Origin of the sequence: Actinoallomurus spadix, assembly GCF_024055725.1 — a bacterium.
GTDB lineage: Bacteria > Actinomycetota > Actinomycetes > Streptosporangiales > Streptosporangiaceae > Actinoallomurus > Actinoallomurus spadix.
In genome coordinates, this window is sequence record NZ_JAMXMX010000005.1 from 361,374 (window position 1) to 385,897 (window position 24,524).

Annotated in this window: 21 protein-coding genes and 1 pseudogene; 8 read left to right on the top strand and 14 right to left on the bottom strand. The window is 74.5% G+C overall.

From position 1 onward, the window contains the following. Positions 1–62 precede the first annotated feature (62 nt). From NE235_RS09525 to NE235_RS09555, 7 genes and pseudogenes are all read right to left on the bottom strand, one after another. A pseudogene (locus NE235_RS09525) lies at positions 63–197 on the bottom strand (TatD family hydrolase); the annotation flags it as partial. A 143-nt stretch (positions 198–340) separates the two neighbouring features. Further along, complete coding sequence (locus NE235_RS09530; protein WP_252800817.1) at positions 341–1,273, bottom strand: sugar phosphate isomerase/epimerase family protein; 933 nt, start codon at positions 1,271–1,273, stop codon at positions 341–343. 280 nt (positions 1,274–1,553) lie between these two features. Then, on the bottom strand, positions 1,554–2,492 hold the full coding sequence (locus tag NE235_RS09535) for a glycosyltransferase family 9 protein (RefSeq protein WP_252800819.1): 939 nt from the start codon (positions 2,490–2,492) through the stop codon (positions 1,554–1,556). Further along, positions 2,489–3,448, bottom strand: coding sequence for a glycosyltransferase (locus tag NE235_RS09540; RefSeq protein ID WP_252800820.1), 960 nt, complete (start codon positions 3,446–3,448; stop codon positions 2,489–2,491). The genes NE235_RS09535 and NE235_RS09540 overlap by 4 nt, the downstream gene beginning before the upstream one ends. Continuing rightward, positions 3,445–4,515 (bottom strand): glycosyltransferase family 9 protein, encoded by a 1,071-nt coding sequence (locus NE235_RS09545; RefSeq protein WP_252800822.1) that lies wholly within the window; start codon positions 4,513–4,515, stop codon positions 3,445–3,447. Before NE235_RS09545 ends, NE235_RS09540 begins: the two co-directional genes overlap by 4 nt. Next, positions 4,508–6,082: an HAD-IIIA family hydrolase gene (locus NE235_RS09550; RefSeq protein ID WP_252800824.1), complete on the bottom strand. Its 1,575-nt coding sequence runs from the start codon at positions 6,080–6,082 to the stop codon at positions 4,508–4,510. The genes NE235_RS09545 and NE235_RS09550 overlap by 8 nt, the downstream gene beginning before the upstream one ends. Continuing rightward, entirely contained in the window at positions 6,079–7,710 is a 1,632-nt protein-coding gene (locus NE235_RS09555) for a carbamoyltransferase family protein (RefSeq protein WP_252800826.1), read from the bottom strand. The genes NE235_RS09550 and NE235_RS09555 overlap by 4 nt, the downstream gene beginning before the upstream one ends. 351 nt (positions 7,711–8,061) lie before the next feature. Between NE235_RS09555 and NE235_RS09560 the strand changes: the two genes are divergently transcribed. Genes NE235_RS09560 through NE235_RS09575 form a run of 4 tightly spaced genes read left to right on the top strand, consistent with a single transcriptional unit; the run spans position 8,062 to position 12,486 of the window. Continuing rightward, the gene (locus NE235_RS09560) at positions 8,062–9,288 is read left to right on the top strand and encodes a glycosyltransferase (RefSeq protein ID WP_252800828.1); all 1,227 of its coding nucleotides are present in this window, start codon (positions 8,062–8,064) and stop codon (positions 9,286–9,288) included. After that, positions 9,285–10,088 (top strand): D-sedoheptulose-7-phosphate isomerase, encoded by an 804-nt coding sequence (locus NE235_RS09565; protein ID WP_252800830.1) that lies wholly within the window; start codon positions 9,285–9,287, stop codon positions 10,086–10,088. Before NE235_RS09560 ends, NE235_RS09565 begins: the two co-directional genes overlap by 4 nt. Next, positions 10,085–11,521: a D-glycero-beta-D-manno-heptose 1-phosphate adenylyltransferase gene (gene rfaE2, locus NE235_RS09570; protein WP_252800833.1), complete on the top strand. Its 1,437-nt coding sequence runs from the start codon at positions 10,085–10,087 to the stop codon at positions 11,519–11,521. The genes NE235_RS09565 and rfaE2 overlap by 4 nt, the downstream gene beginning before the upstream one ends. Beyond that, the gene (locus NE235_RS09575; RefSeq protein ID WP_252800835.1) at positions 11,518–12,486 is read left to right on the top strand and encodes a UDP-glucuronic acid decarboxylase family protein; all 969 of its coding nucleotides are present in this window, start codon (positions 11,518–11,520) and stop codon (positions 12,484–12,486) included. Before rfaE2 ends, NE235_RS09575 begins: the two co-directional genes overlap by 4 nt. Positions 12,487–12,602: 116 nt before the next feature. Here the strand turns inward: NE235_RS09575 and NE235_RS09580 are convergent, their stop codons facing one another. The 7 genes from NE235_RS09580 to NE235_RS09610 form a co-directional block, all read right to left on the bottom strand. Next, positions 12,603–12,869, bottom strand: a complete 267-nt coding sequence (locus NE235_RS09580) for a hypothetical protein (protein WP_252800837.1) — start codon at positions 12,867–12,869, stop codon at positions 12,603–12,605. Positions 12,870–12,938: 69 nt separating this feature from the next. After that, positions 12,939–13,892, bottom strand: a complete 954-nt coding sequence (locus NE235_RS09585) for an LLM class F420-dependent oxidoreductase (protein ID WP_252800840.1) — start codon at positions 13,890–13,892, stop codon at positions 12,939–12,941. 69 nt (positions 13,893–13,961) lie between these two features. Continuing rightward, a complete protein-coding gene (locus tag NE235_RS09590) occupies positions 13,962–15,698 on the bottom strand; it encodes an ABC transporter permease (protein WP_252800841.1) in 1,737 nt (578 codons plus the stop codon). Further along, complete coding sequence (locus tag NE235_RS09595; RefSeq protein ID WP_252800844.1) at positions 15,698–16,423, bottom strand: ABC transporter ATP-binding protein; 726 nt, start codon at positions 16,421–16,423, stop codon at positions 15,698–15,700. The genes NE235_RS09590 and NE235_RS09595 overlap by 1 nt, the downstream gene beginning before the upstream one ends. 2 nt (positions 16,424–16,425) lie before the next feature. Next, positions 16,426–16,932, bottom strand: a complete 507-nt coding sequence (locus NE235_RS09600) for a PadR family transcriptional regulator (protein ID WP_252800846.1) — start codon at positions 16,930–16,932, stop codon at positions 16,426–16,428. Positions 16,933–17,012: 80 nt separating this feature from the next. Further along, positions 17,013–17,864, bottom strand: coding sequence for an EamA family transporter (locus NE235_RS09605; RefSeq protein ID WP_252800848.1), 852 nt, complete (start codon positions 17,862–17,864; stop codon positions 17,013–17,015). Between the two features lie 27 nt (positions 17,865–17,891). Next, a complete protein-coding gene (locus NE235_RS09610) occupies positions 17,892–18,623 on the bottom strand; it encodes a hypothetical protein (protein WP_252800850.1) in 732 nt (243 codons plus the stop codon). A 198-nt stretch (positions 18,624–18,821) separates the two neighbouring features. Here NE235_RS09610 and NE235_RS09615 point away from each other — a divergent pair, with 198 nt between their 5' ends. From NE235_RS09615 to NE235_RS09630, 4 genes are all read left to right on the top strand, one after another. Beyond that, positions 18,822–20,723 carry an N-6 DNA methylase gene (locus NE235_RS09615; RefSeq protein WP_252800852.1) on the top strand — a complete coding sequence of 634 codons (1,902 nt, stop codon included), beginning with the start codon at positions 18,822–18,824 and terminating at the stop codon, positions 20,721–20,723. A 45-nt stretch (positions 20,724–20,768) separates the two neighbouring features. Beyond that, entirely contained in the window at positions 20,769–22,352 is a 1,584-nt protein-coding gene (locus NE235_RS09620; RefSeq protein ID WP_252800854.1) for a serine/threonine-protein kinase, read from the top strand. 309 nt (positions 22,353–22,661) lie between these two features. Then, positions 22,662–23,690 (top strand): glycoside hydrolase family 11 protein, encoded by a 1,029-nt coding sequence (locus tag NE235_RS09625; protein WP_252800856.1) that lies wholly within the window; start codon positions 22,662–22,664, stop codon positions 23,688–23,690. A gap of 29 nt (positions 23,691–23,719) precedes the next feature. Continuing rightward, the coding region (locus tag NE235_RS09630; RefSeq protein WP_252800858.1) for a polysaccharide deacetylase family protein at positions 23,720–24,524 on the top strand (805 nt) is incomplete at its 3' end.

A 24,524-nucleotide genomic window follows, 5' to 3' on the forward strand; every position in this document is an offset into this window, starting at 1 on the left:
TCGCCGCGCACGACCGAGTTGCCGCCGTGCGTCTTCGTCTCCGGGTAGATGGAGAAGCCCATGGTGTCCAAGCCGACCTCGCCGACGGCCACGACGCCGTCCTTGGCGAGGTGGCGCGGCAGCAGCTCCAGCACGTCGGCGCAGCGCGGGTCGTTGGCCTCCTTCGGGTTGAGCCCGATCGCGTAATGGTGCCGGACGCGCGACCACGCCTCGTCCGTGGCGGTGCCGCCCGTCACACCGGCCGCCCCGTCGTCCGCCCCAGGGCCCGGCACGCCGCCCACCCCGCAGCCCGACGCTCCGGCCGGCACGTCGGCCGCCCCACAGCGCGGCGCGCCGCCCGTCACGTCGGCCATCCCGCTGGCATGGTGTCGGCCTGGGCGAGGGCCGCGCGCAGGAACCGCAGCGACCGGGCGGCGACGGCCGGAGCGTCGTGAGAGTGCCGGGGCAGTTCGACCGCGACCAGCCCGGAGTAGCGGGCCGCCAGGAGTTCGCGCAGGACGGGCGAGAACTCGACCTCTCCCGTGCCGAACTCCAGGTGCTCGTGGACGCCCCGGCGCATGTCGTCGATCTGGACGTGCGCGAGCAGCGGCGCGGCCCGGCGGACGCAGGCGTCGGCCGGCTCGCTCTCGTTGCAGCGGCAGTGGCCGATGTCCAGGGTGAGCCGCAGCGCGGGCGGCTCACCGAGGTGACGCCACAGGTCGAAGGCGCCGTCGAGGGTGTTCACGAGCATGCCGGGCTCCGGCTCGAACGCGAGCGTCACCCCGCGGTGTTCGGCCGCCGTGACGACCCGCGCGCAGCGGGTGACCAGGCGTTCCCAGCCGGTCTCGGGCGACAGGCCGGGGGGAAGCGCGCCGGACCACAGGGACACCGCCTCGGCGCCCAGTTCGGCGGCGACGTCCACCGCCCGCCGCAACAGGTCGAGGCGCGGCTCGGGATGGTCGGACAGCAGCGTCGGCTGGTGTTTGCGCCGGGGGTCGAGCAGGTACCGCGCCCCGGTCTCGACGACCACGCCGAGGCCGAGGAGGTCGAGCCGCCGGGCGAGCGCCGTGGCGCGCCGCCGCAGTTCCGGGAGGAACGGGTCGAGGTGGTGGTGGTCGAGAGTGATCGCGACCCCGTCGTAGCCGAGGTCGGCGAGGACGGCGACCGCGTCGTCGAGCCGGTGCCCGGTGAATCCGTTCGTGCCGTACGCGAATCGCAGGGCCGGCGGCGCGTCGTGAACCGGGCCGGGCGCACCGACCGGCCACACCCCCGTACGCCCAGGCGCGTCGTCCATAGAACCCCCCGTTCCGGCCCCGGGGCGTACCCGTGCCGTTCGCACCGGAAACGGCGCGCCGGGCCCGCCGGACGCCCGCCGTGCGCGCGCCCACGGCCACTCCTCACCGACGTGATGACCTGGTCAAATCCGGTTCCGCGCGGGTTCCCGTGCCCAGTGGCACGGGTACGCAACGCGCCGTGTCGGTACGCACCGCCCCGGCGGCGACGGGGCTCTGCAACGGCCCTCGTCGACGAACGGTCGCGGCGGGTCACGGACCGGCACCGGACGGAACGGCCGGTCAGGCCGCCGGCTCGCGGAGGGACGTCAGGGCGGCGAGGACCTCCTCGACGGTGATCTGGAGCAGGCGCGGATCGGTCTCGGTGCCGTGGGCGTTCCCCGGGCGGCCGCCGGTGCCGTGCCACAGGGCGACGTGCGGTCCGCCCTCCGGCGGGCCCCACAGCGCCGGGGACACCGGGCCGAACAACGTCACGGACGGCACGCCGTACGCCGTGGCCAGGTGCGAGACGCCGGTGTCGTTGCTGACCACGACGGCGGCGTCGGCGACGAGGGCCGCCAGGCCCGTCAGGCCGGTCGTTCCGGCGAGCACCGAGGCGGCGGGCAGCCCGGCGGCCTCGGCCACGGCCGCCGCCAGGTCGCGTTCCCCGGCGGTCCCGGTGATCACCACGGGGCGGCCCTCGCCGGCCAGCGCGCGGGCGACGGCCGCGAAGCGATCCGGCGGCCAGCGGCGGGCGGGGTAGGCCGCGCCCGGGTGCACCACGGCCGCCCGGCGGACCGGCGGCTCCTCCGCCGGGACGCGCAGGCGCAGGTCGCCCGGGTCGGCCGGGATCCCCCACCGCCCGACGAGACGGCACCACCGCGCGACCTCGTGCTCCTCCTCGTCCCACCACGGCCCGTCGACGTCCGGGGCGGCCGCGGAGGCGTACATCATGCGGACCGCCGCGCCGGTCGCGTCGATCAGCCGGTGGCTGGCGGGGCCGTTGCCGTGCAGGTCCACGGCGACGTCCGGCGGCGGCCAGTCCCACGGGATCGGGCGCAGCTCGCCGGCCGGCAGGAGCCGGTCGATCGCCCCGGTCAGCGCCGCGAGGGGCCGCAGCGCCTCCGGGGCCGCCAGGACCGTCTCGGCGCGCGGGTACGCCCGGCGCAGCGCGCGGTAGGCGGGCACGCCGGTGAGGAAGTCGCCCAGGCCGAGGGCGCGCAGCATCAGGACGGACGTCACCGGGTCACCTCGGCCAGGATCCGCTCCCAGTCGGCGAGGAAGCGCTTCAGGCCGTAGCGTTCCAGCGCGGCGGCGCGGGCGGCCTTGCCGAGCTGAGCGGCCTCCTCATGGTTGGCCAGCAGCCGCCGCAGGCCCTCGCGGAGCCGGTCGGGGCGGGTGGAGATGATGCCCGCCTCGCGGGGCACCGCCTCGACGACCTCGGTGGTGGCCAGCACCACGACCGGCATGCCGAGGTGCATGGCCTCCAGCAGCGACAGGCCGAGGGAGGTCCACCGGATCGGGTGCAGGTAGACGCGCCGCCGGGCGAGTTCCTCGTGCATGTACTCCTGGGGCAGGTCCTCGTACGCGCGGGCGCCGGGCAGGCCGAGCCGGCCGGGCAGCTCCTCGACCTTCATCCCGAAGACGTCCAGGCCGGCACCGTCGGCGAAGTACGGCAGCAGGTCGGTGCCGACGTACCGGCCGCGCCGCAGCGGTTCGTTGACGACGACGGCCGCCCGCTCGAGCTCCCCGGTCCACCGGGGGCCCGGGTCGACGATGCCGTGCTCGACGACGGCGGTCGGCGTGCGCCCGTTGTCCCACATCAGCCGGTTGAAGTGGGTGACGTGGACGAGAAGGAGCTCCGGCCGGTCGGCCATCGGGTGCCGGGTCAGCGGCACGTCGCCCCACGGCGCGTCGTGCTCGACGTACACCGCGGGCAGGTCCACGCCGGGCCGGCGGCCCAGCCACTCCTCGACCAGCCTCTCCTCGTGGGGCCGCTGGAGGACGACGACGTCGATCTCCTCGTCGCGGAGCCGCTCGGGCGGTACCTCGACGGCGTTCGCCGGCCACTCCCACGTACGGGCCCGGCCGAGACCGTCCGGTCCGCGGTCCGGCGTCACGGGCAGCACGTACGTGTGCGGCCCCTGGACGAAGGCGGTCGCCCACGACCCGTGGACGTGCCAGATCAGCACCCTCATCGGTTCACCTCGATGGCCAGCTTTTCGACGGCGTCGGCCACTTCCTGCGCCGTGACCTCCGTCAGGCAGGGATGTCCGTCAATGGGGCACTCGCGTGCCCGGGTGTCGCGGCAGGCGGCGTTCTGGTCACCGAGCAGGACGTACGGCACGCCGTAGGGCGCCCACCGCGCCGCCGGGACGACGGGCGCGAACAGCGACACGACCGGCGTCCGTACGGCGGCGGCCAGGTGCGCCGGGCCGGTGTTGCCGACGACGACCACGGCCGCCCCGGCGAGGACGGCGGCGAGTTCGGCCATGCCCGTACGGCCGCCCAGGTCGACGCCGGTGTCCCCCGCGACACGGTCCGTCAGGTCGCGTTCGCCGGCGGTGCCGGTGACGAGGACCCGCCACCCGCGTCCGGTCAGCTCCTCCACCGCCTCGGCGCAGCGCCGGCCGGGCCAGGCCCGCGCCGGGACCGACGCGCCCGGGTGGAGGACGACGTACCGGTCCTCGCCGGTCAGGTGCCGCACGTCGGGCAGCGGCGTGCGCACGGCCAGGCGGCCGTCGTCGCCCGGCGGGAGCGCGAACCCGGCCGCGCGGGCCAGTGACAGGCCGCGCTCGGCCTCCGGGACGTCGTCGTCCAGCCGGTGCCGTACGTCGAGCAGCGCGCCGGGGTAGTCGACGCTGATCGCGGCCGTCCGCGTGACACCGGCGAGCCGCAGCAGCAGCGCGGTCGGCAGCGGCGACTGGTGGAAGGACGTCAGGATCAGCGCGTCGTCGAAGCGCCCCGCGGCCAGCCGGTCCACGAGCGCGTCGATCTCGCCGCGGTGGACCGGCGGCGGCTGGAGGTCGACCCACGGGGCGCGCCACACGACGACCTCGTCGACGCCGGGCAGGAGCCGGGCCGCGGCCTCGCCGCGCGGCCCCACGAGCATGGTGACGTGCGCGGAGTGCGCGGCGACGGCGCGGACGGCCGGGCCGGCGAGCAGCACGTCACCGGCGTTGTCCAGGCGCACGACGAGCGAACGCCGCGCCTCCCGGCCGCCGCCCACGGCGAGCGAGCGCCGCGCCGCCCCGTCGTCACTCATGCCACACCGCCGCGCCGGTACCGCCGGCAAGGCCGTAGCGGACGGCCTCCTCCAGGCCGGCCGACCGGCGTACGCCGTCGGTCTCCTCCGGCCGGGTCTGCGGCGTCGGGATGAGGACACTGCGCGCCCCGGCGGCCCGCGCCGCCGCGACGTCGGCGCCGATGTCGCCGACGACCAGGCACTCCTCGGGCGCGACGCCGAGGTCGGCCGCCGCCCGCAGCACCATGCCCGGGGCCGGTTTGCGGCAGTCGCAGCCGTCGTGCTCGCCGTGCGGGCACTGCTGCCACGTGTCGAACGGGCCGAGCAGTTCGGTCACCCGCGCGTTGACCTTGGCGACCTCGGCCTCGGTGGCCAGGCCGCGGGCGATCGCGGACTGGTTCGTGATGACGCCGACGCGCAGCCCGGAGCGCCGGGCGAGGTCGAGGGCCTCCTTCGCGCCGGGCACCGGCTCGACCTTGCCGGGATCCCCGTTGTACGGGACGTCGTGGATGAGGGTGCCGTCCCGGTCGAACAGCACGGCCTTCACCGGCGGCGGCCAGGGGGCGGCGGACCGCGCCGCGACCAGGCCGCGCAGCCAGTGCCAGGTGGCGGCGGGCGGGATCGCCAGGCTCGTCGCCGTCATCACCGCGACCTCGCGCGGCGTGCGGGGCCCCGGCTTGACGCGCGCGGCGGCGAACTCCGCGACGCCCGCGAGGGCGCCGGCCGCCGCGGCCAGCGCGAGGCGCCGGCGTCCGGCGGCGGCCAGGGCCGGCGCGGCGAGCCCGGCGACGGTGATCGCCAGGTGCCGGGGCCGCCGCCCGCGGATCTCCCCGGCGCGTTCGTACCAGTCCGGGCCGTGCAGGGCGCGCATCAGCGCGTCGTCGGCGTTGCCGGCCTGGGTGCGGACGCTGATCCAGGGTGATGCGGGCCGTACGGGATGGGTGGTGGTGCGCTCGCCGCGCTCCATCAGCCAGCCGGCCCGCAGGACCCGGAGCGCGAGGTCGGCGTCCTCCCGGAACGCGCGGGGGAAGCGCTCGTCGAAGCCGCCGCACTCCACGAGAGCCTCGCGGCGGTAGGCCAGATCCGCGGTGATCCACCGGGCCTCGGCCAGCCCCGCCGTCCCCCGCTCCCAGTCCGTCGGCCGCCGGTCCTCGGGCAGCGGGACCCGGATCCGGCCCTGCACGCCGCCGACGCGCGCGGGCCGCTCCGCGAGGTCGGCGGCGAGGCGGTCCCGCCAGTCCGGGCCCACGCGTACGTCGTCGTCGAGGAACACCACCCACGGGGCGGACGTGCGCCGCCAGCCGAGGTTGCGCGCCGCCGCCGGTCCCCGCCCGCCGGCGGCGACCACCCGCGTACGGGACAGGAGCGGCTCGGGAACCCGGATCGGCGTGCCGCCCTCGGCGGAGCGCCGGTCGTCGACCAGGACGATCTCGGCGGGGAGCGGCCCGGACGCCGTGGCCAGCGCCTCGAGGCAGGCGTCCAGGCAGGGGCGGACGAGCGTGGGGATCACGACGGCGTACGTGACGCCGGTCTCCTCGTCCGTGCTCGCGGCGCGGGCCCGCGCCGCGTTCTCCAGTCCCGCGCTCACGGTCGCCTCACCACGAACGGGCCGATGGCGAGCAGGTCGATCGGGGTCGCGCCGAAGCATTCCAGGACGTCCTTGATGTCGTCGACGATCGGCCGCCCTGCGGTGTTGAGGCTGGTGTTGACCAGCACCGGCAGGCCCGTGCGCCGCTCGAAGGCGGTCAGCAGGCCGGCGACGAGCGGCTCCCGGCCGGAGTCGACGGTCTGGACGCGCGCGGTGCCGTCGACGTGGACGACGGCCGGGATGCGGTCCTGCCACTGCGGCGCGACGTCGTGCACGAACAGCATGTACGGGCTGGGGATCGGGCCCCGCGTGAAGATCTCTGGGGCGCGCTCCAGCAGCACCATCGGGGCGACCGGCCGGAACTGCTCGCGGCCCTTGACGTCGTTGAGGCGTTCGAGGTTGGCCTTGCGGCCGGGGTGAGCGAGCAGCGAACGATGCCCGAGAGCGCGCGGGCCGTACTCGGCGCGGCCCTGGAACCAGGCGACGACGCCATCGCCGGCGAGGACCTCCGCGACCGTGTCGGCCAGGTCGGCGGGCCGCTCGTACGGCAGTCGCGCGGTGCGCAGCGCCCGTTCGATCTCCTCGTCGGTGAAGCCGCGGCCGAGGTCCGCGCCGGGCATGGGATCCAGGGGCTCGCCCTCGGTGGCGGCCACGTGGAGGGCGGCTCCGAGGGCGGTGCCCGCGTCGCCGGCGGCGGGCTGCACCCAGACCTCCTCGAACGGGCCCTCGCGGTGCAGCACGGTGTTGGCGACGCAGTTCAGCGCGGTGCCGCCGGCCATGGTGAGGATCCGGTCGCCGGTGCGCCCGTGCAACCAGTGGGCGAGGTCGAGCAGGACCTCCTCGAGTCGGCGCTGCACGCTGGCGGCCAGGTCGGCGTGCGCGCTCGTCCAGTCCTCGTCGGAGCGGCGGCGCGGCGCGAGCTCTGCCCAGTCGATCCGCTCGGTGACGAACCCGCCGTCGCCGGTGGCCCGGACGGCGGCACGCAGCTGGTCGAGGAAGCGCGGCTTGCCGTACGACGCGAGCGCCATGACCTTGTACTCGTCGGAGGAGCGCAGGAACCCGAGGTGGGCGGTGAGGTCCTCGTACATCAGGCCGAGCGAGTGCGGGAGCCGCTGACCGGCCAGCACGTCGAGCCGGCCGCCGTCGTACCGGCCCGCGAGGTGGGAGGCCTGCTCGCCGCGCCCGTCGCACACGAGGACGCTGCGCGGTTCGGCGGTGGAGACCGCGAGCCCGCCGGAGGCGGCGTGCGCGACGTGGTGCGGCACGAACCGGACCTTGCCGGGATCCAGGCCCGGCAGCGCGTCGGCGAGGAAGCCCGGCGCCTCCTTCGCGTACATCGTGCGGAGGTGGTCCCAGGGGTCGTCGACGCCCATCTCCTCGGGTGGGAGGACGAGCGACGGGTCGTAGGAGTAGCCGACGAGGTCGATCCGGTCGGGCGTCAGCCCTGCCTGCCGCAGGCACCAGCGGGCCGCTTCCACCGGCTGCTCCCAGGCGGAGAACGGCACCGGCCGTTTGCCGTGCTTGCGGCGGCTGAACCGCTCCTCCTCCGCGGCGGCCACCACGTGCCCGTCGACGACGAGCGCCGCCGCCGGGTCGTGGAAGACGGCATTGACGCCGAGCACTCGCACAGAGTCCCTCCTCGTCCGCATTCGTTCCCGCAGGCCAGTGCCCTGGGGCTCGGGCGGTAAACCGCGCCTGTCAGTTCCATTGCCGGGAGCATCCCGGGTAGGCGTCCGGACGGTAATGATTTGTTAAGGCTTCCGAGAGCGGGTGACTGGCCCTCAGCGGCGTCCTGGACGCGGCTGAGGGCCAGCTCACGGTGCGTTTCCGCAGTTACACAAGGCGTCTCGGGGCTTGACACGAACTGGACGAAGTCCCAGTTCCGCACGTCGCGCCCCTCTTTGCTGCGTTCAGTCAGTGTTTGAGGCAGCGCTCCTCGGCAACGGCGTCCGTATGGCCCGCTGATAAAGGAGTGACTCTTGAACATCGACATGGTCTCGGAGCACGCCAGTCCGCTCGCGACGCTGGGCGGCGCCGATGCGGGAGGCCAGAACGTCCATGTGGGAGCGCTCGCCGTCGCGCTGGCGGAGCGCGGCCACGAGGTCGTCGTCCACACGCGCCGCGACGACGCCGACCTGCCGGACTCGGTGCCCTTCGCGCCCGGGGTGACGGTCGAACACGTACCGGCGGGCCCGGCACGACCGATCCCCAAGGACGACCTGCTGCCGTACATGACCGACTTCGCGGCGCACTTGGGGCGGCGATGGCTGAGCAGACCCCCCGACATCGTGCACGCCCACTTCTGGATGAGCGGGCTCGCCGCCCTCGGCGGCGCCCGTGACCACGGCGTGCCGGTGGTGCAGACGTTCCACGCCCTCGGCCGGGTCAAGCGCCGCTACCAGCGGGACGCCGACACGAGCCCGGCCGGCCGGGTGCGCCTGGAGGGCCAGGTCGGGCGCGACGCCACCGCGGTGGTGGCGACCTGCACCGATGAGGTCCGGGAGCTGGGCGCGTACGGCGTGCCGCCGGACCGTGTCTTTGTCGTGCCCTGCGGGGTCGACACCGAGCGTTTCCGCCCGGACGGTCCCGTGTCCGAGCGTGACGGCGCCCGGCCGCGCGTCCTGACGGTCGGCCGGCTGGTCCCCCGCAAGGGCGTCGACACCCTCCTCGAGGCGATGCGCCGCGTCCCGGACGCGGACCTGCTGATCGCGGGCGGGCCGGAACGCTCCAGGCTGGGCGACGACCCGGAGGCGCGCCGGCTGATGAGCCTGGCGGAGGAGTACGGCGTGACCGACCGCGTGGTCTTCCTGGGCCGGGTCGCGCACGACGAGATCCCGGCGCTGGTCCGCTCGGCGGACGTCGTCGTCTCCGTCCCCTGGTACGAGCCGTTCGGCATCGTCCCGATCGAGGCGATGGCCTGCGGCGTGCCCGTCGTCGCCTCGGCGGTGGGCGGGCACCTCGACACGGTCCTCGACGGCGTCACCGGACTGCGCGTGCCGCCCCGGCGGCCGGACGAGCTGGCCGCGAGCCTGCGCCGGCTGCTCGGCGACGCCGGGCTACGGCGTTCCCTGAGCCGCGCGGCGGCCGAGCACGCCCACGGCCGGTACTCGTGGGACCGGGTCGCGGCCGAGACGGAGTCCGTCTACGAGCAGGTCATCGAGACGGCGCGGGAACGGCTGGCCTTCGCGGAAGGAGCACGGTCATGATCGATTCACATCTCACCGCGCTCGAAGAGGCGCTGCGGCGATTCCAGGCCCAGACCCCCCGCCTCGAGAGCTGGGGGCGGCGGCTGGCGACCGTCCTGGAGGACGGCGGGCGCCTGCTCGCCTGCGGAAACGGCGGCAGCGCCGAACAGGCCCAGCACCTGACCGCCGAGCTCGTCGGCCGGTACCAGACCGAGCGGCGGCCGTTCGCGGCGATCCCGCTGCACACCGACATCTCGGCGCTGACCGCGATCGGCAACGACTACGGCCACGAGGAGATGTTCGCCCGGCAGGTGCGGGCGCACGGCCGGCCCGGCGACGTGCTGATCTGCCTGTCCACGAGCGGCAGCAGCCGCAACGTCATCGCCGCCGCCAGGGCCGCCGCCGAGGTCGGTGTGCGGGCCTGGGCGCTGACCGGTCCCGGCCCGAACCCCCTGGCGGGGGTCTGCGCCGAGGCGGTCACGGTCGAGGCGCCGTCGACCGCCACCGTCCAGGAGGTGCACCTGGCCGCGATCCACATGCTGTGCGCCGCGATCGACGCGGTCGTGTGCGGCACCGCCGACGGCACGGTGAGGTGCGCGACCGGTGACGGCTCGACGGCGCACCGCGCCGGTGACGGCGCGAGGGCGCGCGGGACCGGTGACGGGGCGATGCGGCGGGACACCGCCGACGGGGCGATGGCGCACGGGACCGGTGACGGCTCGACGGCGCACGGCAGCACCGACGGAACGAGCGTGCGCGGCGCCGCCGACGGCGCGCGCCGCGTGCTGGGCCTGGGCCGCGAAGCCGAGGAGGCCGTATGAGGGGCGGCCCGCTGGTCGTCATCGGCGACGTCCTGCTCGACGTCGACCTCGAGGGATCCGCCGAACGGCTGACCCCGGACGCCCCCGTCCCCGTCGTCGACTGCCAGCGTGAGCGACATCGCGCGGGCGGCGCCGGGCTGGCCGCGACGCTGGCCGCCCGCCTGACCGGCCGGGACGTCGTCATGATCACCGCGCTCGGCGACGACCGGTCCGGGCGGCGCGTCCGCGACCTCCTCGCCTCGCGCGTCGAACTCGTCCCGCTGCCGATGAGGGGCACGACGCCCAGCAAGATCCGCGTCCGTGCCGCCGGGCAGTCGCTCGTCCGCCTCGACACCGGCGACGGGCGCGCGGCCGACGGCCCGGTCGGCCCGCGGGTCGCGACGGCGCTGGAGCGGGCCGGCGCCGTCCTCGTCTCCGACTACGGGCGCGGGGTGACCGCCCACCCGGAGATCCGGCGGCTGCTGGCAGGCATGTCCGGTCGCACGCCGATCGTGTGGGACCCGCATCCGCGCGGGGCCGCGCCGCTGCCCCGCACCCGCCTCGTGACGCCGAACCGCGCCGAGGCCCGCGCCTTCGCCGGCGACGAGCCGGCCGCGGGCGACGAGGGGTTCGCCCAGGCCGCCCGGGACGCCGCCACGCTCGTGGCACGCTGGGAGGTCGGCGGTGTCGCCGTGACCCTCGGTGACCGCGGCGCGCTGCTGTCGGTCGGCGACGGCGTGCCGTTCGTGGCGCCCGCCCCGGAGACCGGGATCACCGACCGGGCCGACACCTGCGGAGCGGGCGACTCGTTCGCGGCCGCCGCCGCCCACGTGCTGCACGGAGGCGGCCTCGTCACCGAGGCGGTCACGGAGGCGGTGCGGTACGCGAGCGCGTTCGTCGCCGCCGGTGGCGCCGGAGCCGTCTCCGGCACGGAGACCCGACCGGCGGCCCCGGAGCCGCCCGCGGCGCCGGCCGGCGGTGAGCCCTGGGAGGTCGTCCGGCGGGTCCGCGAGCGCGGCGGCCGGGTCGTGGCCACCGGTGGCTGCTTCGACCTGCTGCACGCCGGTCACGTCAGCATGCTGCGGGAGGCCCGCCGTCTCGGCGACTGCCTGGTGGTCTGTATCAACTCGGACGCGTCCGTACGCGCGCTGAAGGGTCCCGACCGGCCGCTGGTGCCAGTCAGCGACCGTGCCCGGGTGCTGTCGGCGCTGGAGTGCGTCGACGCGGTGGCGGTGTTCGACGAGCTGACGCCCGTCGAGCTGCTGGAGCGCCTGCGCCCCGACGTGTGGGTCAAGGGCGCCGACTACTCGGGCGGTGACCTGGTGGAGGCGGGCGTCGTCCGCCGCCACGGCGGAGAGGTCGTCCTCCTGCCCTATCTCGATGGTCGTTCGACGAGCCGTCTGGTCGCGCGGGTCCGCGAGACGGCGAGCACTCACGGAGGTGAGACCCGATGACGGAACGAGCGGTGGTCACCGGCGGGGCGGGGTTCCTCGGTTCGCACCTCTGCGAGCGCCTGCTCGCGCAGGGCACGTCGGTCATCTGCCTGGACAACTTCCTGACCGGCTCCCCGCAGAACGTCGCCCACCTGATGGGCCGTCCCGGGTTCCGGCTGATCGAGTGCGACGTCACCGGCTTCGTGCACGTCCCCGGCGACGTGGACCTCGTGCTGCACTTCGCGTCGGCGGCGTCGCCCATCGACTACCTGAAGCTTCCGCTGGAGACGCTGAAGGTCGGCGGGCTCGGCACGCTGCACGCGCTCGGCCTGGCGCGGGAGAAGGGCGCGCGGTTCATCCTGGCCTCCACCAGCGAGGTGTACGGGGACCCGCTGCGGCACCCGCAGCGCGAGGACTATTGGGGCAACGTCAACCCGGTCGGCCCGCGCAGCGTGTACGACGAGGCCAAGCGCTACGGCGAGGCGCTGACGACGGCGTACCGCAACAGCCGGGGCGTGAACACCGGCATCGTCCGGATCTTCAACACGTACGGCCCGCGGATGCGCCCGCACGACGGCCGGGCGATCCCGACGTTCATGCGCCAGGCACTGCTCGGCGAGCCGCTCACGGTCGCCGGGGACGGCGGCCAGACCCGGTCGATCTGCTACGTCGACGACACGGTGAACGGCATCCTCGCGCTGGCCCGCAGCGACCTTCCCGGGCCGGTGAACATCGGCAACCCGGAGGAGATGACGATCCTGGAGCTCGCGGAGAGCATCCGCGACCTGGCCGGTTCGGACTCGCCGATCGAGTTCGTCGACCGGCCCGTCGACGACCCCGGGGTGCGCCGCCCCGACACGACCCTGGCCCGGGAACGGCTCGGCTGGCGGCCGGCCGTGCCGCGCGACGCCGGCCTGCGGCGGACCCTCGACTGGTTCGCGGCGGAGCTCGGCGTCGGGGCCGCCGCGCGCGCCGCCGGAACGTGAGAACCGCCCGCCCGCCGGCGTGCTCGACGGGGACGGCGGCGGGCGCGTAAGAGGCCGGTGCGGGAAGTTCCGCACCGGCCTCGTCTCACTCCTGCCGAGGGGCTTCGTCCCTCTTCTCATTCCTGCCGAGGGGCCTCGTCGCGGCGGTTGACCTGGGCAGGGCTGCCGTAGACCACGCCGCCGGTGTTGTCGCCGCGCTTGGTGCCCTGGCCGCGGGCGCCGCTCTGCGTCGGGTTCCGCCCCGCGCGGATCGTCATGAAGATCCACACCATGATCACGAGCACGGCCGCGATGCAGCCGACGACGCCGAGTACCCCGATGTAGGTCACATGGCCGAACGGATTGCGCGATGCCCCGATAAGGATGGCCTGGTGGTATGGCATGGTGATCCCTCCTTGCCGCTCCCTACCCTCGCCGCCGGTCTCACACCTCTCCGGCGCGAGGAGTTGCGCTCAGGCGAGTTCGGGCAGCACCTGTTCGGCGTAGAAGGCGAAGAACTCCTCCTGGTCCGGCCCGATCTGGTTGACGTAGACCTCGTCGTAACCGGCGTCGACGTACTCGCGGATCGCCTGGAGGTGCCGTTCCGGGTCCGGGCCGCAGGGCAGGTTCTGTTCGATCATCTCCTCGGTGACGACCTGGGACAGCTCGGCGAAGTGCCGCGGCAGCGGCAGCAGCTGGGCCGCCTCACCGGGCAGCTGCTCGTTCGGCCACAGCCGGTGCGCGGTCTTGCGCGCGCTCGCGACGTCCCGGCCCCAGCAGACCTTCAGCCCGCCCTGGGCCGGCTTGCCCTCGCCCCCGGCCGACCGGAAGGTCTCCAGCAGCTCCTTGTCCGGCATGGTGCAGACGAACCCGTCGGCGATCCGCCCGGCCAGGGTCGCGGCCTTCTCCCCGAAACCGGACATGTAGATCGGCGGCGGCTCGTCGGGAAGGGTGTACAGGCGCGCCGTGTCGACGTTGTAGTACCGCCCGTGGTGGCTGACGAGCCTGCCGGTCCACAGCTCCCGCATCACCTCGACGGCCTCTTCGAGCATCTCCTGGCGCTCCTCGGCCGGGGGCCAGCGCGACTCGACGATGTGCTCGTTCAGCGCCTCACCGGTGCCCACGCCGAGCACGAACCGGCCGTCGGTGAGGACCGCGCTGGTCGCGGCGGCCTGGGCGACGATCGCCGGGGGCGTACGGACCAGGGGGCAGGTCACCGCCGTCGTGATCGGCAGCGTGGTGACCTGGGACAGGGCGCCGATGACCGACCAGACGAACGGGCTCTGCCCCTGCTCGTCGAGCCACGGATGGTAGTGGTCGGAGATCCACAGGGCATCGAAGCCCGCCTCTTCGGCCAGCTTCGCCTGCCGGACCAGGTCTTTCGGTGAGTGCTCTTCGCACGAGAGGAAGTATCCGAATTTCGCCATGCTCCCCCGATTCCCCGGCCACGCCGTCGAAACCCGCGCGCGGGACGGCCCCGCGCGCGGGTCTCCCGGTCAGTCGGCGCGCAGGACCTCGGCGATGGGACGCCGCCCGGACAGGCGGGCGGGCAGGGCGGTGAGCAGGGCGACCACGACGACCGTTCCCGGGACCACGGCGGGCAGCCAGGCGTACGGGATCGCCGCACCGCCCGGAACACCCGCGGCGGCCCGCGCCCCGGCGTAGACGGCCAGTCCGAGCGGGATCCCCAGCACGCCGGCGAGCGCCGCCGGGAGGAGCTGTGCCGCCGACAGCCCCGCCGTCAGCTGGCCCGGCGTCGCGCCCAGGGCCCGGGCGAGCGCGCCCGGCCGCCGGGCGTCGATCGAGCCGGCCCACGCGATCAGCACGGCGTTGACCGCCGCGAGGACCACGAGCGCGAGCGTCATGACGATCACCACTTGGTTCACCTGCCGGGTCACCGGGTTCTCTGCTCCTGGCACGAACATCGGGCCGGTGGTCCGGGCGTCCTTGTGGGCGATGTCACCGTGCAGGGCGATCGCCGCGACCACCATGGCCGCGGTGACGGCCAGGCTGGCCAGCGCGAGCGCGGAGCGGCGCGGCCGCCGGGCCGCCAGCCGCAGACCGAGCAGCAGCGGCACCGGGAGCCGGGCGGACAGCCGGATCAGGCCCGCCGAACGCCGCGGCGGGCGCGCCGGACCCGCCAGGGCCCGCGTGGTGCTCATCCTGGTTCCGCGGACGACGGGGACCAGGGTCGCCGCGCCGGTGACCGCCACCGCGACGGCCAGGACCAGGGCGGCCGTCCCGACGGTGACACCGGGCCGTCCGCCGGCGACGAGTCCCGCGCTCGGCCGTGCGAGCAGCGGCGCGGCCGCCCAGCCGGCGACCAGGCCGATGGCGGAGGCGGCGACGGCCGGCACGGCGTACTCGGCGAGCAGCACGGCCGCGACGATCCGGGGTGCCGCCCCGACGGCCTTGAGCAGCCCGACGCGCCGGGTCTGGTCGGCGAGACGTCCGCCGACGAGGATGGTGACGCAGGCCACGGCGAGCAGGGCGAGCGCCCAGGTCCCCGTCATGAGCGCCTGGTCGACGAGGTGCAGTTCGGCGGTCGCGGACGCGCCCATGTCCTGCCAGGCGCGGACGCCCCGGTGCGCGGCGGCGAACGACGGCGCGGCGGACGGGTCGGCGAGCCGGAGCGGCATGACGTGGGAGGTCATCGGCCGGCCGAGCCGGCGGAGGTCGGCCCTGGTCGCCCAGACCAGCCCCGGCGTGCTGGAGGGGTAGGGCACCCGGCCGGCCGTCACCGCGACGCCCGCGACGGTCAGGCGGCGGCCCGCGATGCTCAGCCCGTCGCCGGGCCGTACTCCAAGGGCGGTCGCGAAGGCGCGCTCGACGACGACGCCGCCGCGGCGCGCCCACGTTCCCGAGGTGACCTGCGGCCGGTCGACGGGCCCGCCGGGGCCGTCGCGTCCCTGTACGAGGGCGGTGACGCGGACGTCCCGGACGCGCAGGTCGTCGACGAAGACCGTGGCGTACGGCCCGGCCGAGGCGGTGACTCCGGGCGCGTGCGCGAGCGCGGCGAGGTCGGCCGCGTTCGCGGACGTCGCCACGGCGTCGGGCCCGGCCGTCGCCGCGCGCGTCCGCTCCCAGGGCCGGTCGGCGCCGCCGCCGACCGTACGGCCGAGGGCGAGCGTCGTCGTGGTCGCCGTGAGCGCTATGAGCAGGATCAGGGCCTCGCCCCGGCGGCGGCGCAGGTCGCGCAGGGCCAGCCGGGCCACCAGCAGGAGCACGCCCATCAGCCCTCCAGCCCGGCGAACGCCCCGGTCCCGCCACCCGCGCCGGCGAGGTGCGTCCGGCCGACGAGCGCGCCGTCCCGCATGGTGACCACGCGGTCCGCCGTGGCCGCGACGCGCGAGTCGTGCGTGACGATCAGCAGGGTCTGGCCCTCGGCGCGCAGGGCGGTGAACAGCCGCAGCACCTCGGTGGTCGCGGCGCTGTCGAGGTTGCCGGTGGGCTCGTCGGCCAGCACGATCCGCGGCCGGCCGATCAGGGCGCGGGCGACCGCGACGCGCTGCCGCTGCCCGCCGGACAGCGCCATGGGCCGGTGGGCCGCGCGGTCCGCCAGCCCGACCCGTTCCAGCAGGGCGGCGGCACGCCGGCGCGCGACGCGGGGGCTCTCGCCGGCGAGCAGGGCGGGCAGTTCGACGTTCTCCCGGGCGGTGAGCTCGTCGACGAGCTCGAACCCCTGGAACACGAAGCCGAGCGCGTGCCGCCTCAGCCGGGCCAGCCCGGCCTCCGGCATCCGGTCGATCCGCTGTTCGCCGAGCCACACCTCCCCGCCCGTCGGCCGTTCGAGGCCGCCGAGCAGGTGCAGCAGCGTGGACTTGCCGCACCCGCTCGGCCCCACGACGGCGACGGTCTCGCCCGCCGCCACGTCCAGGTCGACGTGGTCGACGGCGCGGACCAGCCCCGTCCCCTTGCCGTAGTCCTTGCGCAGCCCGTGAGCCCGCAGTATCGCCATGGTCAGCCCTTCCGCTCCCAGTACCGGGCGCAGGCGTCGAGCCAGCGCAGGTCGGCTTCCAACCGCAGGGCGACGCCCTCGATGAGCGGCGCCGCCACCGAGCCGTCCGGCTCGTTCAGGACGGCGCGCTGGACCTCGGCGAGCCGGCGCAGCAGTTCTCCGCGCTGTGCCTCCACGAGGTCCACGGGGTCGGCCAGCCGGGCCGCCGCGGCGGCGACCAGCTTCAGATGGAACTCGCTCGGCTTGCCCCAGGTCAGGTCCGCGAGCCAGGCGTCGACGCGCCCGCGACCCTCGGCCGTCAGCGCGTACACCTTCCGGTCCGGCCGGTGGGCCTGGCCGACGTGCTCGGCCGTGACCAGGCCGGCCTTCTCCAGCCGGGTGAGCGTGACGTAGACCTGACCGGCGTTGAGCGCGTCCCCGACGGGGCCGAGGGCCTCCTGGAGCCGGGACCGCAGCTCGTAGCCGTGGGAGGGCTCCTTGGCCAGCAGCGCCAGCACGACGTCCTGCACGAGTCATCACCTCTAACGGTTAGCCATATAGATAACCGATAGCCATCGGAGCCGCAACCGGAACGACAGGGGCGACACCCTCAGCGCACGTTGATCAGAGCGACCCCCGCGACGACGACGCCGGCGGCCGCCAGCCGCGGCAGGCCCATGCGCTCGTGGAAGAAGACGGCGCCGATGATCGCACCGGTGATCACCCCGGTCTCGCGCAGGGCCGCCACCGCCGCCAGCGCGCCGCGCGTCTGCGCCCAGACCACGATCCCGTACCCCAGCACCGAGATCAGCCCGCCGGGCAGCCCGAGCCGCCACTGCGCCCGTACCCCGGGCCACATCGACCGGCCGCGCGCCACGGTCACCCACGCGACGACGGCGGGCCCCATCCCGAAGAACAACCAGCCGCTGTACCCGGTCGCCGTGCCCGCGTGCCGTACGCCCACGCCGTCGACCAGCGTGTACCCCGCGATCGAGACACCCGTCAGCACCGCCGCGCCGATCGCGGGCCACCGCCGCGCCGACGCTCCCCCGGCGAACGCCAGCGCGCCCAGCCCACCGCAGATCGCCGCCACCCCGGCCAACTGCGTCAGGGTCAGCCGCTCACCGAGCGCGGTGGCGGCGACGAACGCGACGATCAGCGGCCCGGTCCCGCGCGCGAGCGGGTAGACCTGATTGAAGTCGCCGAGCTCGTACGAGCGCGCGAGCAGCCAGGTGTACACCGCGTGCAGGGCGACCGAGGTCGCGAGCCACGGCCAGGAGGCCCGCGCGGGCACCGCGGCCAGGGACAGCATCAGCAGGCCCGCGCCCGCCTGCGCGATTCCGATCAGCGCGAACCCGGCGTACCGGTCGGCCGCCGCCTTGGCGAGCGCGTTCCAGGTGGCGTGCAGGACCCCGGCGAGGATCACGGCGAGCGCGGGCAGGAGCGGGAAGGTATGACTCACCGCTCCATCTCACCGTAATGAAGATCCTCAGCTCGCGGCCTGGACCTTCTTGGCGATCTTCGTGGCCATGGTGACCGCGGGGGCGCCCTTGTCCGCGTGGCTGGAGCTGTACAGCGTGGTGACGATCACGTCACCGACCCGGACCGCGGCCAGGGTCATGCCGCCCTCCCAGGTGGGGGACGTCTCGACCGCCTTGACGGCCTCGTCGCCCACGCCGTGCAGCGCGGTCGTCCGCACCCTGACCTTGGCGGCCGGGCTGCCGGACCGGTCGACGAACGACGCGCAGTGGGCGAACACCCTGCGCAGTTTCGCCATCGCCTGGCGCGCGCGCTCGCCGCGGTAGGCGTCGATCTCCTGCGCGACCTGCTGGCTCTGCGCGGCGTCGGCGTAGTCGTTCTGCGCGAACGCCGCGCTGTTGATGTTCGTGACCCGGATCCAGGAGGTCTGACCGAGCACCTCACAGACCTTCGCGGCCGGAACGGGGGTGTTGGAGACCTCCACGCCGCCGTCGCCGGTGTCCCGCGAGCCGTCGGAGCTGATGCGGAAACCCTTCGGCATCGCCCCCGCCGGTAGCAGGAGGGCCTTCAGCGCGGTGCCCGTCAGCGCCTTCGGTGCCGCGGGAGAGGACGAGGCGGCCTTCGGACCGGCCGAGTCGTCCTTTCCTCCGCCGCTCTGGCAGCCGCCCACCGCGAGGACGGCGGCCGAGGCCGCGGCCAGGACGGCACCGGTCCGGACACCACGGGCAGGGGGGAACTTCATCTCCGGTCTCCAAGGTCGAGTAGTTGATCATGCTCACCCGGAGCCCGACGGTTCCGGCGATCGCCAAGAAAAGCACATGTGAATCCAATTAACAACTGTGACGGTTGTGGTCGACTGTTCGATCATGGGGCGGTACGGTGACCGGGCGGCAGCGGGGACGCCGGGTCGCGGGCAGGACCGTGAAGGGAACGACGCACCGTGCAGGACGAGGCAACCGTCAGCGCCGCCGACATCGCGCGGCTGGCGGGGGTCGGCCGGGCGGCCGTGAGCAACTGGCGCCGCCGGCATCACGACTTCCCCCAGCCCGTCGGAGGGACGCCGACCAGTCCCGTCTTCGCACTCGCCGACGTCGAGGCGTGGCTGCGCGACCAGCGAAAGCTCGACGAGCTCCCCTTGGAAGAGCGGGTCTGGCAGCACCTGCGCGCCGAGGCCCACGACGACCTGCGCATCGCCGAGGTCCTGGCCGACGCGGGCGAACTCCTCCTGGACCACCACACGGCCACGACCCCGCCATCCGGGAGATCGCCGGCGCCGCTGAGTGCCGAGACCGTCCGGGCGCTCACCGAGCTCGCCGCCGCCCGGGGCGCGGCCGAGGCCTTCGCGTTCCTCTTCGGCCGCTACCGGGAGACGCAGGCCCGCCGGATCTCGGCCACTCCCCCGGAGATCCCCGCCCTGATGGCGGCACTCGCCGGCGACGCCCGCACCGTCCTCGACCCCGCCTGCGGTCCCGGTGATCTCCTCCTCGCCATGACCGGTGACACCGGTGAGCCGCGCCGCCTCCTCGGCCAGGACACCGACGGGGACGTGGCCCGGCTGGCCGCCGTCCGGCTCACCCTCCTCGGCGCGGACCCCGGCGTCCGGGAGGGCGACTCGCTGCGCCGGGACGCGTTCCCCGGCGTGCTGGCCGACGCCGTGCTGTGCGACCCGCCCTTCCACGAGCGCGCGTGGGGTCACGAGGAGCTCAGGACGGATCCGCGCTGGGAGTACGGCCTGCCGCCGCGCCTGGAGCCGGAGCTGGCCTGGGTGCAGCACGCCCTCGCCCATCTCGGGCCGGGCGGGCGCGCGGTCGTCCTCATGCCCGCGGTCGCCGCCGGCCGCCGCCCCGGCCGCCGCATCCGCGCGGAGCTGCTCCGCAAGGGCGCGCTGCGCGGCGTGGTCGGACTGTCCGCGACCCACCACCTGTGGCTGCTACGGCGCCCCGACGACACCCCGCCGGCGACCGTCCTGATGATCGACAGCTCCGACCCCGAGACGGTCGCCGCCACGTGGCGGCGGCACGCGGACGACCCCCGCCACGACGACCCGGGCGTCAGCCGCGCCGTTCCCGTCATCGACCTCCTCGACGAGGAGGTCGACCTCACGCCGTCCCGCCACGTCTCACCTGCCCGGCCCGAGCACACCGCCGAACGCTTCACCGAGACCCACGACCGCCTCGCCGCGACCCTCGACCGGGCCGGCCGCCTCGTGCCGGCGCTGCCCCCGTCGGCGGAGCATCGCGAGGCCCGGTCGATTCCGCTGTCGGAGCTCGCCCGCATCGGGTACCTGACGATCCACCAGGCGCCGATGCGCGGGGACACCGAAGACGGCGGCGACGGCGATCCGCCCCTGCTCACCGCGGAGGACGTCGTCGAGGGCCGCGCCCCGACGGGCCGGGCGGCGCGGGGCGACACCCGCTGGATCCCCATCCAAGCCGGCGACGTGCTCGTCGCCGCGGTCGCCCGGCGGTTCGTCGTACGGGTCGCCGAGACCGGCGGGCCGCTGCTCGGACCGCAGCTGACCCTCCTGCGCGTCGACCCCCGGCACCTGGATCCGTACTTCATCGCGGGGGTCCTGCGCAGCTCGGCCAACGCCCGCGCGTCCATCGTCCAGTCGACCGGGCCGATCGGCCGCGCCGACATCCGGCGGGCCCAGGTGCCCCGGCTGCCCCTGGAGGAGCAGCACCGGTACGGCGCCGCGTTCCGCCGTATGGCGGAATTCGAGGCGGCACTGCGCGCCACCGTCGCCATGGGCACCGAGCTGGCACAGCTCCTGGCCGACGGGGTGGCCGAAGGCACCCTCGCACCCCCGGACGACGAGACATCTCACCCCGCGAACCCATAGGGTTCGGGATTCGGGCGTCGATCATCACGGCGAGGGGACGGAACGTTGGGGCCGCACACGGTGCTGGCCGGGCGCTACGAGCTGGTGAGCCCGCTCGGCCGCGGCGGCATGGGTCAGGTCTGGGAGGCCGAGGACCGGCGGCTGAACCGCACGGTCGCCGTCAAGGTCCTCACCGACGACGCCCTGGCCGGCCATACCGACCCGGACGAGCTCGCCCGCCGGTTCGCCCGCGAGGCCGCCGTCACCGCCGGGCTGCGGACCCCCGGGGTCCCCGCCGTCTATGACGTCGGCACATACGAGGGCGGGCTGTTCCTCGTCCTGGAGCTCATCACGGGCCGTACGCTCGGTGACCTCATGGCCGAGGAGGGACCGCTCCCGGTCGCCTGGGCGGCCGGGATCGCGGCGCAGGTCACGGCCGTGCTGGCCGCCGCCCACGAGGGCGGCCTCGTCCACCGGGACGTGAAACCGCAGAACCTCATGCTCACCGGTGACGGCGCCGTCAAGGTGCTCGACTTCGGCGTGGCCGCGCTCGTCGACCAGTCCACGATCTCCCGGATCACCCGGACCGGGCAGCCCATCGGCACCCTCGCCTACATGGCGCCCGAGCAGCTGCACGGCCGGCCGGTGACGGCGCGCACGGACCTGTACGCGCTCGGGTGCGTCCTGTACGAGATGCTCGCCGGCCACCGGGTCTTCACAGCCGGCTCGCCGGCCGCGCTGATGCACCTCCTGCTCGAACAGGCCCCCGCCCCGCTGCACCGCGACGACCTGCCGGAAGAGCTGAACGCCCTGCTCCGGCAACTACTGGAGAAGGACCCGGCGCGGCGCCCCGCGGACGCCCAGCAGACGTACGACCGGTTGCTGCCCCACGTCGCGTCGCCCGGCCCCCTGGGCGACATCGACCTGACGGCCGGCCGGCAGAGCGGCACGCACCTGTACTCCCGTGCCCTCGCCCGGCTGACCGCCCCTCATGACCGGCCTTCGGTGGCCGCCCCCCGCCCCACCTTCGCGGACCAGCCGGTACCCGTTTCCTGGCCGGCCGCCGCCGACTCACACGGCGCGGCGTCGCACGGGGCGGCGTCCCACGCGGCCCCGTCACACGGCGCGGCGTCGCACGGGGCGGCGTCGTCGCACGCGGCCCCGTCACACGGCGCGCGGCCCGTGGGTGGATCATCCTGGCAGCCGGGCGGCGCGTCCGTCATGGGCGCGCCGAACTCTGGCGGTCCGCCGCCCGCCTACCCTCCGCCGCCGATGAGCGGATGGTCGGATCCGCGGATGGCGGCCGGCCCGCCGACGGTGCACGCGCCGCACGGCTACGGGTGGAAGGTGCTGCACAGCCTCTGGATGCTGCCGACCCTGCTGTTCGGCATGGGCACCTGGCTGTCGTTCGCCTACATCGGCGCCCGGCACCGGCGGCCGTCCTGGTTCGTCGCCGCCGCGGTCTACCTCGTCCTGGCGGTCGCCGCGTTCGCGCTCATCGGCAGCGCGCCCGAGAACAAGGACACCATCGCCTCGAATACGGGCATGGTGCTCTGGCTGCTGTCCTGGCCCGCCGGGATCATCCACACCCTCGGGGTCAACTTCGCCACCCGGCTGCCCCTGCGCGCCCGACGCGACCGGCCCGCCTGACGTCACGCGACCCCCGAGAAGCTTCGAAACGTTTCGACAGCTTCGCCAGTTCGATCCAGCTTTCACGAATTTTCATCCGGCTGTCTTCTCGCTTGGCGCACGAAGTCCCCTCGTCAGCGAGCATCTGCCTCAGCCGAGGGCGCACAAGACGACTAAAACCTTTCGAAATCTATCGTTGACGCGGATTTAACACGGGCGCATACTCGCTCATCGATCGGCCGTTCCCGCCGTCAGAGCCGCCGCCCCGGCGCTCCGCACGGTGGGGTAACGGCTCGGCTTCGCCAGCGTTCATGAGGAGGAAACACGCACATGAACGACGCCCCCGCACACCGCAAGATCCGCAGACGCGGCCGCACCAGGCCGCTCATCCGCACCGCCTGTGCCGTCGTACTCGCGGCGGCCGCGGCGATCATGCCCGGCACCGCGTACGCCGACACGACCATCAGCTCGAACCAGACCGGCAACGACGGCGGTTACTACTACTCGTTCTGGAGCGACGGCGGCGGGTCGAGCTCGATGACCCTGAAGGGCGGCGGCAGCTACAGCACCCAATGGAGCAACGTCGGCAACTTCGTCGCCGGCAAGGGCTGGAGCAACGGCGGGCGCCGCGCCGTGAACTACTCCGGCAGCTTCAACACGTCCGGGAACGCCTATCTCTCCCTGTACGGCTGGACGTCGAACCCGCTCGTCGAGTACTACATCGTCGACAACTGGGGCAACTACCGGCCCACGGGGACGTACAAGGGCACCGTCACCAGTGACGGCGGCACGTACGACATCTACGAGACGACCCGCTACAACGCCCCCTCCGTCGAAGGCACCAAGACCTTCAACCAGTACTGGAGCGTCCGGCAGTCGAGGCGGACCGGCGGAACCATCACCACCGGCAACCACTTCGACGCGTGGGCCCGTTACGGGATGAACCTCGGCAGCTTCAACTACTACATGATCCTCGCGACCGAGGGCTACCAGAGCAGCGGCAACTCCAACATCAACGTCGGCGACTCCGGCAGCGGCGGCGGTGGCGGTGGAGGCGGCGGTGGAGGCGGTGGAGGTGGCGGTGGCGGCGGCGGTGGGTGCACCGCGACGCTGTCGGCCGGCCAGTCCTGGAGCGACCGCTACAACCTCAACGTCGCAGTCTCCGGCTCCAGCAACTGGACCGTCACCGTCAACGTCCCCTCCCCCGAAAAGGTCATGTCCACCTGGAACATCAGCGCCAGCTACCCCAACGCCCAGACCCTCGTCGCCACACCCAACGGCAGCGGCAACAACTGGGGCATGACCATCCAGAAGAACGGCAGCACCACCTGGCCATCCGTCTCCTGCAGCGCGAGCTGACCCGGAAGCCCCTGGAGAGGAGTCACCGCATGCGAGTCAGACCGCTCCTTCCGAGACGCTCCCTGGTCACCGGACTGGCCGCCGCCGCGATGACGGTGGCGGGCACCGTCGCCGTCACCGGCGCCACCGCCCCGGCGCACGCCGCCACGTGTAACGGGTACGTCGGCATCACGTTCGACGACGGTCCGTCCAACGACCACACCCCCGCCATCCTCAACGCGCTCCGGCAGAACGGCCTCCGGGCCACGATGTTCAACGAGGGCCAGTACGCCGCCTCGTACCCGTCCCAGGTGCAGGCCGAGGTCAACGCCGGCATGTGGGTGGGGAACCACAGCTACACCCACCCGCATCTGATCCAGGAGAGCCAGTCGCAGATCGACTCGGAGGTCTCCCGGACTCAGCAGGCCATCGCCAACGCGGGCGGCGGCACACCGAAGCTCTTCCGCCCGCCCTACGGTGAGACGAACTCGACCCTGCAGTCGGTCGAGGCCAAGTACGGCCTGACGCAGATCATCTGGGACGTCGACTCCCAGGACTGGAACGGCGCCAGCACCGACGCCATCGTCCAGGCCAACGCCCGGCTCACCAACGGCCAGGTCATCCTCATGCACGAGTGGCCCGCCAACACGCTCGCCGCGATCCCGCGCATCGCGCAGACGCTGGCGAGCAAGGGCCTGTGCGCCGGGATGATCTCTCCGCAGACCGGCCGCGCCGTCGCCCCCGACGGCGGCTCCGGTGGCGGCGGTGGAGGCGGTGGAGGCGGCGGTGGCGGTGGCGGTGGCGGCGGTGGGTGCACCGCGACGCTGTCGGCCGGCCAGTCCTGGAGCGACCGCT